Source organism: Candidatus Bathyarchaeota archaeon, assembly GCA_026014725.1.
Lineage (GTDB): Archaea > Thermoproteota > Bathyarchaeia > Bathyarchaeales > Bathycorpusculaceae > Bathycorpusculum.
Map to the genome: position 1 here is coordinate 180973 of JAOZHV010000059.1, position 17154 is coordinate 198126.

A 17154-nucleotide genomic window follows, 5' to 3' on the forward strand; every position below is an offset into this window, starting at 1 on the left:
GTGCTTCTGCGACCTAAAGCGGCGAAGGCATTCCAAAAAATAGATAATAAAAACCAAGAACGCATAAAACAAGCACTCCGAGAGCTCGCCGTTGATCCCTATAAAGCTGGAGAACAATTACACCCAGCCCACTTTTGGAAAACAAGAGCAGGCGATTACCGAGCCATCTACGAGATAAACAAAGACAAAAAAGAGGTAATCGTGCTATTTGTGGGACACCGAAAAAACGTGTACGGCAACTTCACAAAAATACTCTAACAAACACAAACCTTCCGCGCACGCCGTACCCCAGCCCCAAGCCCTGCCACACACTAAACCCTTCCACAAAAAACCCCAAACCGTCATCTTACATTACAACTAAAACTAATTAAAGAAAAAGCAAGTGAGACACTAGAGCATGGTTCGTTGAACACTAATAGTTTTTTGTCTTTCGATAGTACTTTTTCCATTTTTCGGTATACCGCTTAAGAATGATGTCAAAACTCCCGTATTTTGGCAATTGCATTTTAACCCATGGTAAAATACGGAGTTTATCGTAGTCCTGAGGCGGTAATCTTGCTGAATGCATCAGTTTTTCTGCCACCATGCTTTCATAGCTTTTCTCTTCCTCACGCATTTCTCTCCAAATTTCTTTGCCCAATTTATCTTCTGGTTCTTTGATTGCCCAAGTCATCGCTTCATAAAAAATGTGCTCAGGAGTATAATACTGGTTCATCGTTGCAGGATGGCGTGTGAGTATAACCGCAAAGTCCTCCAAATTAGTCTCAAGAGCCTGTACAGCCATGACAACTTGCGTTAGAATTGCCATTCGATAAGTATGTTCAAGTTCTGATTCTTCCTTGCTGTAGGAGAAACCATTATTTTCTTCCAACTCTTTTTTGTGTTTCTCCTGAATATTTCTTTCAATTTTAACATATTTATCTTTCAATTGCCCAATATCATATTTATCGATATCTAAATGAGCAACAGTTTTGAGATATTTTTTATTTTCTTCAACATTCTCAGTGAGGATATCAAAAAAGATATCGTCACCTAATTCGTTGTCGATGTTGTTGCTTTGTCGTTTGTTTGCCAACCATAATTGATTAATTGTTTTTTTACTCTCTGCATCTAACGACCGAGTATACTCTTTAATTATATCTTTAACGTCTTTTCGGTGCATATCCCTTAAAGCGAGACCTACTATCGTTTCTTGAAGTACGTCTACAGGCAGTGAAAGGTGTTCGAGCCCACATCTTCTTTTAATTATCGTATTTCTTAGGTAAAATAATGCTGAAAATAATTCAGCTAGTCTTACTGTGAGGATATTCATTGAGATTTTTTCATCAGAATTTCGTACTAAAGTTTCATCGAAGTTAAGATAAGTAAGCGCACTTATATGTGAAAAAAACTCGCCGACTTCTCCCTCATAAATATTCTTGTTAAATTTTTGTCTTAAGTCATTAAGGTAATCGAAAACATGATACTCATTAGGCTTTGTCACCAAAGCATAACCTTCGGAGGTTTTTTCTAAAATGCCTTCACCGACTAGCTTTCTTAACCATCGGGATAGCGATCGATCATTTGTCTTAGTGATAATTTCTTTGCTGACTAAATATTTTTTAATTTGAGAATACGCGAGCACTTCACCCTCTTTCTGCCATGCAGAGACTATGGCATCTACTTTAGTAGTTTGCATAGTTGCTATTTAATAGCACAGTTTTATTTAATTCTGCCTTTTTGATAACATAGTGACAGAGAGGTGAAAAAATGCTACAAGCAATAATAAAAATATTCGCCAAAAATCCACCAAGCATAGCAATTGCCCTCGCAGGGACTTTAGCATTGCTTGGTCGATATAGCGAAGCCACTAGCTTTCTCTTTGGTGGAATACTGTTGCAGGTACTTTGGCTCTTCCTAAGACGCCACTAACTTTAGAAATGACATGTGCATTCCTCGCTCGTTTACCAATTGGTAAATTTTGCAATTGGTGAATTTCGTGAGTATTTATATATACGATATGCACTCCCTTCCCTCGGAGGAAGAAAGGCTTTGAAGGAAGCAATCAGTCAAGTTAAAAGTTTAGTTGCAGGCGACCTCGTCTGCATAGAATGGTCAGACGCCAGCATAGGCAAAAGCCTAAGCAACGGCATAGGTGGCATAGACGTGCCTGTCAAGAGTTGGGGCGTGTTCATCGGCGTCTTGGGCAAAAGAAGGGAGCATGTGATTTTAGCTCAAAACGTGTTTTGTTTTAGTGATGGGCTTTATGACATAGACTACACTGCCATCCCTCTGCCGTGGGCGACAGGCGCAACCGTTGTCGAAAAAGCGCATGTCAATGCAGAGGAAGCCAAAGTTTTGTTGCACAGTTTCACTATCAACGAGAAGGCAAAGAGCGAGAAAACTACGTACAACCGTTCAAGATGTAGCCAGCGGAGGCTTAGAAACCATTGACCGATTGGGTAAAACGTGCGCTTACAAGCAAGAGAAACGGCAAAAAAGGTTTGGCAGAGGCTGTGGAGCCCGATGAACGGTTAGTGCTGGGCACAAAAGTCGTAATTGCGTTAACCTTTAGTTTAACTGCTTTGGAGATTGCACATTTAGCGATTTTGGGTACTTGGAACAGTGAAGTTTTCGCGGCAATAACGGGCTTGATTGGAACTATCACAGGGATACTGATTTCTCAGAAGGCGAGTTGAGGAGACGAACATATTTGGAGCCTATTAGAAACTCTATGCACAAACCTATAGGGGGTAGGTCAAAACGCCGCTCCACACGTTTCATAGAAAAGAGAATCTCCAACTTAACCGAGAGATTTGATGGCAATACACAACGGATGCGTGCTCAACTAATAATGGAACTTAAAGCACTTCAGGAAACGGCTGTTGACCAAGTTCAGTCAACACGCGGCAACAAAACAGCCGAACAACAGAACTGGGCTAGACTCGCAACTTACATTAGCCAAGTTATCAACAGCATAACCAAAACTTACGATATTAGCCAAATCAAGGATGAACTTGAGGAGCTAAAGAAGATTGTTGGGGAACTTGACAAGCAGTGAGTATCTCGCAGTTCAAGCGGGATATTAAAAAAATAAAGCAAACAGTCGCCTCAAAACAAAAATTCACTGTTTCGCCTGACCCGCTAGTTTTCTGCAAAGACACCTTAGGCTTCACACCAACAACATACCAAACAGAACTCATAAACCAGTTCCAAACAAACCAGTTCATAGCCGCAAGGTGGGCACGCCAAACAGGAAAAAGCCACACCATAAGCGCACTTCTGCTCCATTATGCGCTAACACATCCCGACACAAACATCGGCATAGTTGGTCCAAGCTGGAGACAAACAAAACTAATCATAAAACACATCAACAACTTCCTATCAAAAATCCCAAAAACTCAATACAAAAAACCCCAAAAAACAACTGTAACACTCACCAACGGCAGCAACATCGAAGCCTACCCAAACAACCCCGAAACCATCAGAGGACCAAAACTCCACATCGTATACGCAGACGAATTCAACTTCATACCAAACGATGAAGAACTCTACGACGCCATGCTCTTCACACTGGGCACAACAAACGGCAAATTCATCGCTACAAGCACACCATGGCACACCGATAGCATCTTCTACAAAATCTTCCACAACCCAACCTACCAAGACTACGCAAAAACACACGTAACATACCAACAAGCACTAGAACCAAACGGACCACTAAAACAACAAATCCTAAACCGCATAAAACGCCAACTCGAAGGCGGCCCCAGCCGATGGCAACGCGAAATGCAAGCAGAATGGTCAGAAAACCAAAACGTCTGGCTAACCCAAGCCCTAATCACCCAATGCATCGAACACACCCTCGACTACATCAACTTTGAAACAACAGTCAGAGGCACTTTTTACGCTGGATTAGATTTAGGTAAACACCAAGACCCAAGCGTGCTAGCCATCGTAAAGGCAGACCAGCAACAACTAAGCCTCGTCCACCTCCACAAGTTCCCACTAGAAACACCCTACGCAAGCGTCATCGGCTACGTCAAAACCATCAGCGATAGATGGCAAACCATCAGAAAAACACTAGTCGACCAAACAGGCGTAGGAGAATACATCACCGAAGACATGAAAAACACAGGACTCCACAACACAGAAGGCGTAACTTTCACACCAGAAACCAAACAGGAAATGGCACAACACCTAAAACAAGCCATGACCGAAAAACGCCTCCAAATCCCCTACGACAGCCAACTCATAGCAGAACTAAACCTAGAAACCTACGAACTAACCAAAGACGGCAAAATCCGCCTTAACCACCCACTGGGAACACATGACGACCGCTTCTGGGCACTCGCCCTAGCAACTTACGCCGCAAGAACACCGCCCACACCAAAACTCTGGATAGTAAACAAAACCTTCAGAGCAAAAAACACCCTGCGCGGTCTGCGGCAACGACTACAAACCCACAAAACAGGAGGTGAAACAAGATGAGACACCGAAGACCCGAACATTTCCACATACGCAGCCTCAAACGCACCTATAATCGGCAAACCAGCACATTCACAATAGACATCAGCTACACCACAGCACCACCCATACTAACAGAACGCACAAAAGAGGTTGCAGAAGCATTCGGGCTCGGTGCAGACCAAACAAGAAAATTCACGCTATTCGACAGCATCAGCATTTGTATAAAACCAACAGACATCGTGCTAATCACAGGAGACAGCGGAAGCGGAAAAAGCGCACTCCTAAAAGCCATCAAAGCCGACCTCGGCACAGAAGCCCAAGACACAAAAGACCTACAAATCAACCACGACCAACCCATCATCGAAACCATAGGCAACAACACCACACAAGCAATCCAAGCCCTAAGCCAAGTCGGACTAAACGACGCATTTCTATTCCTACGACCATACAAACAACTAAGCGACGGACAAAAACACCGCTACCAAATCGCACTCCTAGCAGCACAACAAAAGCCGTTTTGGCTCCTAGACGAATTCACAAGCACACTAGACCGCGACACAGCAAAAATCGTCGCCTACAACCTACAACGCACAGCACGCAAAATGGGCAAAGCAGTCATCGCCGCAACCACACACAAAGACATCCAACGCGACTTCGCACCAAACGTACACATCCACAAACGCTACGGCAAAGAAGTCACCGTAACATACCACCCAAAAGCCACAGCAAAACAATGCACCCTAACAAAACAAATCAAAATCCAACCCGGCACAAAACAAGACTACCAACAACTAAGCCAATTCCACTACCGCACCACACGGCTACCACCAACAAGAAAAATCTTCACCCTAAAACACAAAAACCAACTCTGCGGAGTAATCGTCTACAGCTACCCCACACCCACAAGCTTCGGCAGAAGCAAAGTCTGGAAAGGCAACATAAAACAACTCCAAACAGAAGTCAGCGCAATCAGCCGCGTAATCATCCACCCAAAATACCGAAGCATCGGCTTAGGAGAAAAACTCGTACACGACACACTACCGCTCGCGGGAACACCGCATATCGAAACCGTAGCAGTTATGGCAAAATACAACCCGTTCTTCGAAAAAGCAGGCATGCAAAAAATCGCACAAAGCACACCCAACAAACACGTCACAAACGCGCTACAAGAACTAGAAAAACTCGGCTTTGACACAGCACTCATGGCATCAACAAACTACAACCAACAAAAAATCCAGCAAACAGGCACACAACCAATCATCAACATCCTAACAAACCTCTCCAAACACGACCCAACCATACGCAGAAAACTCGCACCCACAAAAAACATCTACCCAAAACACCAAGAATTCACACAAAAAATCCAAACCCAAACCACCACACAACTCGCAGAAACACTAAAAAAACTCAGCTTCACAAACCAAACAAAAACCTACCTACACTGGCAAAGTAGCGATGGACCACTGCGGTTCGACGCCCAGAATCCACCTACGTCTCCAAACCCTACACTCATACCCGCACCCCCTTGAGCGCATAACGTCCAAACTTAGGTTGCTCTCTCCCGAGCCTAGCCAGATTCGCCTGCCAAACGATGAAACAACTCCCCTACGGAAGCTACCCACCGACCGCCAGCCCCAAAGGACGGATACTCAACGCTTCGGAAATGAAGACCCAAGCGGCCACGAACGCCTCATCCGCAGATGTCAGCCCGTCATGTAGAGGATTTACGGAAGTAATGGACCCCTAACCCACCGCCTAAGATCCATCGCCGCACATAGAAGGCTCAATCAAACTTTAAAACCTTCCCGAATAAACCGCCACCATTTCGGGGTGTTCTACAACTTTTCAGAAGCAACCTTTAAGGTTCGAGCAACTGCTTCCAACTCGCTTAGCATAGTTTTACTGTTTTTCTGAATAATTTTAATGAACGCACTCCCCACGATGGCTGCATCCGCACCTGCCGCAATCACAGTTTTCACATGCTCAGGCTTGGAGATGCCAAACCCAACCGCCAACGGAATCTTCCCCGCCGTAAAAGGCGCAACACGCTTAATCAGCTCAACCGTAGACTCCTCAACAGTTGTTTTAGCGCCCGTAACGCCGTAATGCGAAACCAAATACAGAAAGCCCGATGAAGCGTTAACAATCTTAGTTAAGCGCTCGTTGCTCGTGGACGGCGTAGCCAAAAAAATCGTATCCAACCCATGCGCTTTCGCGGTTTTCTTGTATTCATCGGCTTCTTCCACAGGCAAATCAGGCACAATAAACCCATCAACCCTATGCTCCCTTGCAACACCCAAAAACTTGTCCAACCCAATCCGAAACACAGGATTATAATACGTCATCACAACCACAGGCGCATCATGCCCGCTCTTGATTTTTTTAGCAATTTCCAAAACCTTCATCGGCGTGGTTCCCGCATTTAGAGCACGCAAACTCGCAGCCTGAATCGTCGGCCCATCCGCAATCGGGTCAGAAAACGGCAACCCCAACTCCAAAATATCCACTCCCCCACGAAGGAGCGCATCAGCGATCCGCGGCGTTTGCTGTGGCGTTGGGTCACCAGCAGTAATGTAGCCAATAAGCAAACCGTTCCCGCGATTTTTCGCTTTGTGGAATGCTTTTGCTATCGCATTCATATTTTTTCACCCATAAAATCAGCGATTGTTTCCACGTCCTTGTCTCCGCGCCCAGACAGGGTAATAACAATCGATTGGCTCTTTTTCATTTTTGGCGCAAGCTTCATCGCGTACGCTACGGCATGTGCAGATTCCAACGCAGGCAAAATCCCCTCTGACCTGCAAAGAGCCAAAAAAGCCTCCACAGCTTCCTTATCAGTCACAGAAGAATACTGCGCGCGCTTGGAAATTTTCAGAAAAGAATGCTCTGGACCAACGCCTGGGTAGTCTAAGCCTGCAGAAACGCTGCTGGTAGGCTGAATCTGCCCGTTGCTGTCTTGCAGCACGTAAGTTAACATGCCATGAAAGACGCCTTCTGAACCTGCACCAAGCGACGCAGCATGTTTGCCTGTTTCTAAGCCTTCACCCGCAGCTTCCACCCCGTAGAGCGCCACCTCCTCGTCATCCTCAAACTGGTAGAACGTGCCCATTGCGTTGCTTCCGCCGCCCACACAAGCCACCAATGCATCAGGCAACCTTCCTTCTTTCTGCTTAAACTGTTGCTTGAGTTCCTTGCCGATTACGCTCTGGAAATCACGAACAATCATCGGGTAAGGATGAGGCCCAACCACTGAACCAATCAAGTAATAAGTGCATTCAAGGTTGGTTACCCAGTCGCGGAATGCCTCGTTAATCGAGTCCTTGAGCGTTTTGGAGCCCGTTTCCACAGGATGCACCTGCGCGTTCAGCAACTTCATGCGGAAAACGTTAAGCCGCTGGCGCTCGCAGTCTTCGGTGCCCATGTAAACTTCAGCCTTCAACCCCAAAACAGCACATGCAATCGCTGTTGCCACTCCATGCTGCCCAGCACCAGTCTCGGCGATGACGCGAGTTTTGCCCATGCGCTTGGCAAGAAGCGCTTGCCCGATGGTGTTGTTGATTTTGTGTGCTCCGCCGTGCGCGAGGTCTTCACGTTTAAGGTAGATTTTTGCTCCGCCAAGTTGGCGTGTGAGGTTTTCTGCAAAGTACAGTGGTGTTGGTCTGCCCACGTATTCTGAGAGGTAGTAGTCTAGTTGTTTTTGGAATTCTGGGTCTTTTTTGGCGTTTATGTATGCTTCTTCAAGCTCGTTGATTGCTTCCATGAGGATTTCGGGGACGAACCTGCCGCCGTATTTGCCGTATTTTCCATCTACGGGGTAATTGCTTAGTTTCATGCGTTCACGAACTCCGCAACTTTTTCCTCAATATTTTTTGTTAGCATGATGCTTGAGCCGATAAGGAAAGCTGAAGCGCCATACTCGCCCAAAAACTTCAAATCCGAAGGCTTTTCGATGCCGCTTTCACTTACAACCGTTAAGCCCCTAACACTATTTTTCTCAAGGATTTTTTTAGTTACGTTCAAATCAGTTTTAAGGGTTGCAAGGTCACGATTGTTTATTCCAATCATGTCAGCATTGGTCGTTATTGCAGTGCTGAATTCGTTTTCTGTGTGAACTTCGAGCAAAACCTCAAGACCATGACTGTGAGCCAGTCTAATCATTTCTTCTAGGCTGGTTTCGCCGTAGCCTCGGTCAAAAAGCGCTTGGATTAGTAAGATGGCGTTTGCTCCAATCTGCTCGGCAGTCTCTATCTGCATGGGGCTTAGGATGATGTCTTTCATAAGAATGGGCAGCTTCACCGCTAGTCGCGCATCTATAAGCGCAGTTAATGAGCCGTTGAAGTGTTTAGGCTCCGTTAACACAGAAATACCAGTTGCTCCACCTCTCGCCATCGCCAAAGCCACCTCACCTACATCAACGCTCTTTCGGATTACCCCCAGCGAGGGGGAAGCAGTCTTAATCTCGGTGATAACTGGGTTCTTTTTGCATGCAAGGATGGCTTTCTTTAAGCTCACATAAAAATCGTACACTGGTGTAAAGATTTGATAGTAACCACTACGAATGGTTTCTTTTGCGTCAACTGCAAGTTTATCAAGGAAGTCACTCATATTTGGCTTCTAACTCCTCAAGCTTCTGCAGGTTTCCGTCACTCGCTTTCACCAAAGCTTTGAGTTTCGCGAGTGCTAGTCCGCTTTCGATTGATTCTTTGGCGCACTCCATGGCTTCCAAGTAATTATGTGCTTTTCCGCCTATAATAATTCCTGCGGCGCTGTTAACAAGTACAATCTCGGCTTTAGCCTCGTTAGTTATATTGCCGCACAGGATTCTAAAGAGTGTCTCAGCGCTCTCATCAGAAGCTGATAACTGCAAATCGGTTGCTGTTGCTTTTCTTATGCCGAAATCGCGTGGATGGGTTTCTTTTTTGATTATGTTCCCGTCTTTTACGTGTACAATCAGGGTTTTGCCAACCGTTGAAATCTCATCTAACCCATCAAACCCATGAACAATCATAGCCTCTTCACAGCCCAGTTTAGCTAGAGCACAAGCCATAGAAACTGCCATTTTTGGGTCGTAAACGCCCAACAGTTGAGTGTTGGCACAGGCGGGATTTGTTAATGGTCCAAGCATGTTGAATACTGTGCGGATGCCGATTTCTCGTCTGGCTTCGGCAACGTATTTCATGGCTGGGTGGAAAGCTGGCGCGAACATGAAGCCGACACCAACCCGTTCGATTATACGTTCTACCGCTTTTGGTTCTAAGTTGAGGTTTAGCCCCAACTTTTCTAGTACGTCTGCGCTACCGCTTTTGCTTGTGACTGCCCTGTTGCCGTGTTTAGCTACTGATATTCCAGCGCCAGCGATGACGAAGGCTGCGGCTGTGCTTACGTTGAAGGTTTTTAGTTTGTCGCCTCCTGTTCCGCATGTGTCAACTAGTCGTCCTTGTACGTGGGGCTGGATTTGCTGGCAGTTTTTTCTCATGACAGAGGCAAAAGCGATTAGTTCTTCTGGTGTTTCGCCTTTCATTCGCAGAGCCGTTAGGAAAGCGGCAGTTTGGGCATTTGTTGCTTTTCCTGTCATGATTTCGTTCATGATTTGGGCTGATTCTTCGTAAGTTAGGTTGTTGCCTTCGATTATTTTTTGTATGCCTTCGCGTATCATCTGCCGTCTTTGCCCTCCAAGAAGTTTTTGATTATCAGTTTGCCGTCTTCGCAAAGGATTGATTCTGGGTGGAATTGTACACCGTAAATTGGATACTTCACGTGCCGTATACCCATGATTTCTCCATCATCTATGGCTTCAGCTGTAATCTGTAGGTTTGGCGGAATGGAATCTCGCTTGCCCGCTAGCGAGTGGTATCTCGTTGCAGAGAAGGGATTGCGGACACCTTTGAAGATGCCTTTTTGGTCATGTTTTATGATGCATGTTTTTCCATGCATGAGCTTTTTTGCATGAGTGATTTTTCCGCCGAAAGCGTGGATTATGCCTTGGTGACCTAGACAGACGCCTAATGTCGGTATGCTTGGGCTTAGGGTTTGCAGTATCGCGGTGCAGACGCCGAAGTATTTTTCGTCTTCTGGTGTGCCTGGACCTGGCGAAATCACGATTCTGTCGGGTTTAAGTTTGATTAATTCTTGCAGGTTGACTTGGTCGTTTCTGTAAACGATTGTTTCTGCGCCAAGTTCGCCTATGTACTGTACGAGGTTGTAGACGAATGAGTCGTAGTTGTCGATTATTAGTACCTTCATGTTTTTGTGTCTCCTGCGGCGTGTTCAAGCGCTTTCATTAGTGCCTTTGCTTTGTGGTCGGTTTCAAACCACTCTTTTTCAGGTATTGAATCAGCTACTATGCCTGCGCCAACTTGAATGTAAGCTTGGTTGCCTTCTGAGAATAGCGTGCGTATGGTTATGGCAAAATCAGAGTTGCCGTTGCATGAGAAGTAGCCGACTGCTCCAGCGTAAGGTCCACGGCGTGTTGGCTCAAGTTCTTCTATGATTTCCATTGCGCGAACTTTGGGTGCACCTGAAACAGTGCCAGCTGGGAACACCGCTTTTAGGGCGTCGAAGCTTTCTAACTCGTCTTTTAAGTCGCCGATAACTTGGGAAACGATGTGTTGGACGTGGCTGAACTGGTGGACTTGCATGAAATCGGGAACGTTTACGGTTCCGTATTTGCTGATTCTGCCCAAATCGTTTCTTGCTAAATCAACCAGCATAACGTGTTCTGCACGTTCTTTTTGGTCTTTTAGCAGTTCTCTGCCAAGACGCAGGTTTTCTTGCGGGTTTGTCGTGACGGGCGTTGTGCCAGCGATTGGGAAAGTTACGACTTTTCGGTTGTCAACACGAACCAGCATTTCTGGGCTGGCACCGACGATTTGGCGTTTGTCGGATTTGTAGAAGAACATGTAGGGTGAGGGGTTAATCTGGCGCAGACTTTTGTAGAATGTCAGAAGGCTGCCTGTATATTTGAATTGGAAGCGTTTTGATAGGACAACTTGGAATATGTCGCCTGCAGTGATGTATTGTTTGGCTTTTTTTACTGCTTTCTGGAAAGCCTGTTTTGTTGTGTTGACTTCGGGTTTGGTGTAGGTGAACGGTTCTTCTTCTACCGCTGGCTCTTTGAGTAAATCTTGAATTTCTTTGAGCCTGTTTTCACTTCTAAAATAGTAGTAAGCTTGATTTTGTGCGTGGTCAAAAACAAAACCATCCTCAAAAATGCCCATTTCCACATCAGGAAACTTTAGATCGTCTGGTTTTTGGCTGGGCAATTTTTCGATGTATCTGATGGCGTCATAGGATATGTATCCTAATGCTCCACCGACAAAACGGAAGTCAACCATGTGGTTTGTGTAGGGTTGCAGGTGCTCTTGGATTAGTTTGAAAGGGTCATGGGTTTGTTGGGTGGTTGTTTGGTTTGTTTTGGTGTTGGTTATGGTGACTGTGCCGTTTTTGGCTGATATGATTATTTTTGAGTCGAACCCTAAAAATGAGTAACGGGCTAGTTTTTGTGGTCCTTCGATGGATTCGAGGAGGTATGCGGTTTTGTATTTTTGGTGGAGTTTTGAGAATATTTCTAGGGGTTGGTTTGTGTAGTTGAATTTAACATAGTTTATTGGATTGATTGTGAGTTGTGTTTGTGTTGGCGTTTTGCCAAAGATGATACCCCATTTTAATCATGCTCCAAATTAGTTCACAACAATACAGCAATGACTTATTTAAGGCTTACTTGTACAAAAATGTACATTAAATCTGATTTGAACCTGAACCCGACCACAATCAGCAGTTTTGAAAATATTCAGGTTCAAACCACAAGGTCATCCTCAGAAGGGTACTCAGGCTCGGGTCGGTGCCTGCATAGTGAACTGGTAAAAACATTTGCGACGTGTTTACTTCTTTCTTCGTAGAATGGTAAGGAGTGCCATGACAACGATAACTACGACCACACCCCCAATAATGTAGAAGGCGTACTCATGTGATCCATTCCCTGCAGAAGATGTAGTTCCGATTGTGGAAGTAGGCGTAGTCATGCCTGTGGTGGGCGAGTTTATAGGGGCGGTTGGAGTTGGGGTTGGGTTTGCAGTTGAGGGCGCGGTCGGTGTAGGTGAAAGGGTTGGAGCTAATGTGGAGGTTGGTGTTGGCGATGGCGGGGGAGTGAGAGTAGTGGCTGTCCAAACAGTAGTCACGACCTTAGGAGCGTCCATTAGGACGTTTACAGAAGTGGACGATGAATTCACAGCCCCAGTCCATCCTTTGAATACCATCATGAGTGTGGAGTTAACGACGACAACCGTTTCCTTGATAGAGATTGACGCGTTTGACCCTTGGTTATACCAGTCTGAGCCAGAGGCTGTGCCGAACTGAGAAACAACCATCAAATAGTATTGTCTAGTCCAACTTTCGGTCAGATTAAGTGGTGCGTTAACTCGTATAGTCATAGATGCAGTGTCACCCCCCGCACCCGTCCAGCCAGCAAATACATCGCGGGTGTTATTATCGATCTGCATAATTGACTGGAAAAGAGTAACGGTTGATCCCTCGTCATACCAGCCGCTACGACTGGTATTGTCATAGGTTGACAATATGGAGACAAAGAACTGAGTTCGGTATGTAGCCTGAAGCGTTCGGTTCTGATATAACCTCATGGACTGTGAGGATTGATTTCCCCCATTGAAGGATTCGAACTTCAGCCTGATGTTGGAAGAGATTTGAACGTATTGTGGGAGGGTGATATTGTAGTTCGAAAAGTAGCTCAACTTTGCCAAGAGATTTCCATGAACATCTGTGTTGAACTGGTTGCCGTTGATGCTTAAGGGAACGTTTGGAACGTTGGTTTTTAACGTGAGCCAGACGTCTACAAATCCTCCATTTGGCTTGACTAAAGGATAGTAATCAATGCCGTTTGGGTTTATGGAGTATGGTATGCCTCCGACGCCATCTCCCATCTCAGTTCCCATGTAATCACTCCAATAATTCCCCCTTCCAGCCCAGTTCCACTGGTTAGCTTGGCCTCCGTCGTATCCATTAATAAAGTTGTTGAAACTGTTCAAAGTAATGACATTACCATTTCCAGAGACAGATATTCCGAAAGTGCTCTGTGAAACATTATTTGCTCTGACCCAGTTATAGCTAGCTACACCAAAGATCTGAATGCCAGTCGAGTCGGAACCTGAAACCATGTTGGCTTGAATGAAGTTATGTTCAGAGTCCTTGACAGCTATGCCCCAATAGTTTTGCGACATCATGTTTCCGTCAATACCTGTACCAACATAATTTCCTGTGATGGAGTTGTAGTTAGCGAAACCCGTTATGGTCACACCTACGCTACCTCCAACAATCAAGTTCCCCTCGCCCGAAGCAATGCCACCGATAAAGTTGTGATAGGATCCAAAATCCAACCTGATGCCCTTCTGCGAGCTTTGCAAGACCTTAGTCCCAGTGATGTCACTTCCAATATAATTCCCTATTACGATATTACCAGTTGCTATAGGCCATTGTACGAAGCTAATACCGTCGTTAGTGTTTCCACTTATCACATTTCTATCAGAAGGAGAGACCCCTCCAATTAAGTTAAATGATTCAAAAACCACAATGCCATCGTAGTTACCCAACACTTTGGTGCCAGTCACATCCGTGCCAATAAGATTGCCTGCCACAACATTCCCTTCTGCACCAGCGTCGCCAATCGTAATTCCTGCCGAGTTTCCGCTGATTACATTGTTGCGAATTGCGTTACGTGGTCCGCCCTCTATGGTGATGCCAGTACCACGGTTTCCCAAAACTGCCTCACCTGCCGCGTCTGTACCAATATAGTTTCCTACCACTTTGTTATCGTGACCCCATAGGATGCTTATGCCCGCTCGAACATTACCAGCTATTACATTCTTGTATCCCGGCGACATACCTCCTATCGTGGTATGCGAGGCTTTATCAAGCCAAATACCAATACCCTGAACACCTAGCGTGCGCTCCCCAGTAAAATCTGTCCCTATGTAGTTGCCGAGGATCCTGTTGAAGTCAGAGACGCCCCTAATGTTATTGAAAGGGATATCTGTAGACAGCGCCTGAATATTTTCAACAATACTAATGCCAGCAATCACGTTGCCACTGATGACGTTGCCCTCGCCAATTGTATGATTACCGCCTATGACGTTGTAAGAGCCGTTAGCAATACCTATTCCAACCGACGGGAAATCTACAACCTGTAATCCCATTATGACATTATGGTCAGAAGTGATTACCAATCCGTTGCTCCTCGAAGGCATGTCTGTTCCGTTGAGAATCACTCCTGCCCCGACTGCGCTGATCATGATGCTTCCTTGGCTGATTAGGGGAAAGGCAGTCTTAGGCATTATCGTAGCTGGATTTGTCGGCTGGAATACGGCAGGATCAAAAACAATCTTGTCTCCGGTTTGAGCATGTTCAAGGGCCCACCTGAGTGTAACAGGGCTACTGCTGTCAGCTGTGCTGTTTACAATCCATGTCGTGCGACCGCCAGTCGCAATAGTCTGTGAAGATGCGGCGATGCCACCTGCCAAGATTCCTGTCTGTGACTCCACTATTGTCAGTGGCTCTTCTGCGAAACTCTGGAGTGCAGCAACATTGTAGTTTGCATTGAATTGCCCACTTGAGAAGCCGGTGGCAGCATGGTTTGGAGCGCCAACAACGAACAAGCCTTCCTCACCGCATCCAACGTAAACAGTGCCGGATTCAACTGCCACGCCTAAAGCTCGACCGTGCAACGCAATGGACTCCGTAAGAACTGGGTTGGCGGGGTCTGTGATGTCTATGATCTGGAGACCTTGGCCTCCTGCAGCTATATACAGACTAGTTCCGTAGATTGCTACACCACATCCCTCACCAGGGATCTGCAACCTAGACACCTCTTTTGGCTGATTGGGCTTCGAGATGTCAATAACCATAATATCCCCTGCAGGGCCTATGAGGTAGAGAAAATTACCAGTGATAAAGGAAGACCACGCTCTTATGAAACCTGACAGTTCGTAGGCCGAAATTATGCTTGTCCTCGTGGGATCGGAGACATTTATCGAGTAAAGTATTCCGTCGCAAGTTCCGTAAGCTACGCCGTCAGAGGCGGTAACCGAGCCTGGAACAAGGGTCTGATTAGCTCTTCCGAGCCCTCCTGTGAAATCATGCAGTGTTCCCAAGAATGCTGGTGCTGCTGGATTTGTGACGTTAACCATCTCCCAATCGTATTCGGTGGTGACGTAGGCGATACCGTCGCAGATGTTCATTCGAGCAGTAGGCGAATATACGTCTACTGTAGAAAGGAGAGCCGGTGCCGATGGTGTGGAAATGTCAAAAATCATAATTGCGTTCGGACTGAGCAGATACGCAATGTTACCTTTGACCTCGATTCCTCGGTAATTTTCTGCGAACCTTATAGGAGAATTGTAAGTGTACGATATTACACTTGGATAATAAGGGTTTGTTAGATTCACCACCTTGAGAGGGGCATCTCCTGCCGTGACACCAACCACGTAGCCATAATTTCCAGAGACTCCAATTTCGCCTGCATAACCAAACTCACTGAATAAACCGATCTGCATAACGCCACTTGGCAACCGTGAAATATCTATTATCCGGAGGCCGAGCGTTCTGTCGGCAAGGCAAACTGCGTTTCTAATCAAAGCTAAGTCTACCGCTTGTCCCATCCCCCTGCCTCCCTTCTCATGAGGGCCCTCGCCAAAGATTTGTGTTGGATTAGTTGTATTGGAAACATCAAGCACAGTCAGTCCAGCGAATTCATCAGCCACATAGGCTCTATTGTCGCTGACGATAACTCTCATAGCCCAGCCCTCTGTTGGAGTCGACCCTAATGTGTATGGTTGAGCTGGGTTGGACACATCGGCGATATGAAGACCTGCCCAGCCGTCAGCGATAAATGCGGTGCTATCTAAAACAGCGATTCCATATGAATAGCCAGGTGTGTCCAATGAACTTATCTCGGATGGGTGTGTCGGAGCTGAAACGTCAGCGACGAGCAGTCCAGCCCCTCCAGCGGCAACATACACGTAATTGCCAGCCACAGCCACGTCGAAAGCATAATCGAGAATGTAGGCAGAGCCGACCTCACGTGGGTGAGTGGGGTCAGAAACATCTATTACTCGGAGCCCGCTTGGGCCATCAGCGAGATAGGCAAAACGTCCTGATACTGCCACTTTCTCGGCATAGCCAGTGGTGGTGCACTTGCTTATGATATTTGGATTGGTCGGGTGAGAGATGTCCACGAGGTACAATCCGCCCACACCATCAGCCACATACGCAATGCCGTTTGAGATTGTTATTCCTTCCACATCAGATGCCAGAGGAGCAGTCATCGCTACTTCTGCAGGCTGCGAAGGATTTGAGAGGTCTATCACCACCAATCGCAAACCGATTCCAACGTAGGCATAGTTGCCGTGGACCACTACTGACTGGGTTGGTCCGCCAATCTGACCTACTATCGAGAGGTTATTTGTAGAAGATGAGAACGATGCTGAAGAGGGAAAAACCGCCCAGAGAGATTGCCTCGTAACAGTGTCCAGGAAAAAGGGAGATAACACCATGAGCACAATGAAGGCATAAGGTACACTTACTCGCTGAATTGTACTGAACGCCTTTTGTACGCGCGTTTTCATGCACCCCGAACTGTTCAAGAAGGTAGGTGTTATGTCTGCTATTACAAGGAGCGTTATTTATAATTTACCTGCA

Annotated in this window: 14 protein-coding genes and 1 other RNA gene; 6 read left to right on the forward strand and 9 right to left on the reverse strand. The window is 46.1% G+C overall.

The features are described 5' to 3' along the window. Positions 1-258 carry a type II toxin-antitoxin system RelE/ParE family toxin gene (locus NWE95_12755; GenBank protein ID MCW4004771.1) on the forward strand — a complete coding sequence of 86 codons (258 nt, stop codon included), beginning with the start codon at positions 1-3 and terminating at the stop codon, positions 256-258. A 154-nt stretch (positions 259-412) separates the two neighbouring features. Here NWE95_12755 and NWE95_12760 read toward each other — a convergent pair whose 3' ends face one another. Continuing rightward, positions 413-1678, reverse strand: a complete 1266-nt coding sequence (locus NWE95_12760) for a hypothetical protein (GenBank protein ID MCW4004772.1) — start codon at positions 1676-1678, stop codon at positions 413-415. 71 nt (positions 1679-1749) lie between these two features. On the opposite strand from NWE95_12760, the gene NWE95_12765 reads away from it, so the two are divergent. The 5 genes from NWE95_12765 (at position 1750) to NWE95_12785 (ending at position 4470) form a co-directional block, all read left to right on the forward strand. Further along, the gene (locus NWE95_12765) at positions 1750-1911 is read left to right on the forward strand and encodes a hypothetical protein (GenBank protein ID MCW4004773.1); all 162 of its coding nucleotides are present in this window, start codon (positions 1750-1752) and stop codon (positions 1909-1911) included. A gap of 120 nt (positions 1912-2031) precedes the next feature. Then, positions 2032-2433: a hypothetical protein gene (locus NWE95_12770; protein MCW4004774.1), complete on the forward strand. Its 402-nt coding sequence runs from the start codon at positions 2032-2034 to the stop codon at positions 2431-2433. Next, complete coding sequence (locus NWE95_12775; GenBank protein MCW4004775.1) at positions 2430-2678, forward strand: hypothetical protein; 249 nt, start codon at positions 2430-2432, stop codon at positions 2676-2678. Before NWE95_12770 ends, NWE95_12775 begins: the two co-directional genes overlap by 4 nt. Positions 2679-2692: 14 nt before the next feature. Further along, positions 2693-3040: a hypothetical protein gene (locus tag NWE95_12780; GenBank protein MCW4004776.1), complete on the forward strand. Its 348-nt coding sequence runs from the start codon at positions 2693-2695 to the stop codon at positions 3038-3040. After that, positions 3037-4470 (forward strand): terminase family protein, encoded by a 1434-nt coding sequence (locus NWE95_12785; protein MCW4004777.1) that lies wholly within the window; start codon positions 3037-3039, stop codon positions 4468-4470. Before NWE95_12780 ends, NWE95_12785 begins: the two co-directional genes overlap by 4 nt. A 1432-nt stretch (positions 4471-5902) precedes the next feature. Here NWE95_12785 and ffs read toward each other — a convergent pair. The 8 genes from ffs to NWE95_12825 form a co-directional block, all read right to left on the reverse strand. Next, an RNA gene (ffs, locus tag NWE95_12790) (signal recognition particle sRNA) lies at positions 5903-6217 on the reverse strand. Between the two features lie 67 nt (positions 6218-6284). Next, positions 6285-7088: a tryptophan synthase subunit alpha gene (gene trpA / locus NWE95_12795; GenBank protein ID MCW4004778.1), complete on the reverse strand. Its 804-nt coding sequence runs from the start codon at positions 7086-7088 to the stop codon at positions 6285-6287. Next, positions 7085-8281 (reverse strand): tryptophan synthase subunit beta, encoded by a 1197-nt coding sequence (gene trpB / locus NWE95_12800; GenBank protein ID MCW4004779.1) that lies wholly within the window; start codon positions 8279-8281, stop codon positions 7085-7087. The genes trpA and trpB overlap by 4 nt, the downstream gene beginning before the upstream one ends. Continuing rightward, positions 8278-9054 carry an indole-3-glycerol-phosphate synthase gene (locus tag NWE95_12805; protein ID MCW4004780.1) on the reverse strand — a complete coding sequence of 259 codons (777 nt, stop codon included), beginning with the start codon at positions 9052-9054 and terminating at the stop codon, positions 8278-8280. Before NWE95_12805 ends, trpB begins: the two co-directional genes overlap by 4 nt. After that, a complete protein-coding gene (gene trpD, locus NWE95_12810; GenBank protein ID MCW4004781.1) occupies positions 9047-10105 on the reverse strand; it encodes an anthranilate phosphoribosyltransferase in 1059 nt (352 codons plus the stop codon). The genes NWE95_12805 and trpD overlap by 8 nt, the downstream gene beginning before the upstream one ends. After that, complete coding sequence (locus NWE95_12815; protein ID MCW4004782.1) at positions 10102-10692, reverse strand: aminodeoxychorismate/anthranilate synthase component II; 591 nt, start codon at positions 10690-10692, stop codon at positions 10102-10104. The genes trpD and NWE95_12815 overlap by 4 nt, the downstream gene beginning before the upstream one ends. Further along, complete coding sequence (gene trpE / locus NWE95_12820) at positions 10689-12056, reverse strand: anthranilate synthase component I (protein MCW4004783.1); 1368 nt, start codon at positions 12054-12056, stop codon at positions 10689-10691. Before trpE ends, NWE95_12815 begins: the two co-directional genes overlap by 4 nt. A 273-nt stretch (positions 12057-12329) precedes the next feature. Next, positions 12330-17081 (reverse strand): hypothetical protein, encoded by a 4752-nt coding sequence (locus tag NWE95_12825; GenBank protein MCW4004784.1) that lies wholly within the window; start codon positions 17079-17081, stop codon positions 12330-12332. Positions 17082-17154: the final 73 nt, after the last annotated feature.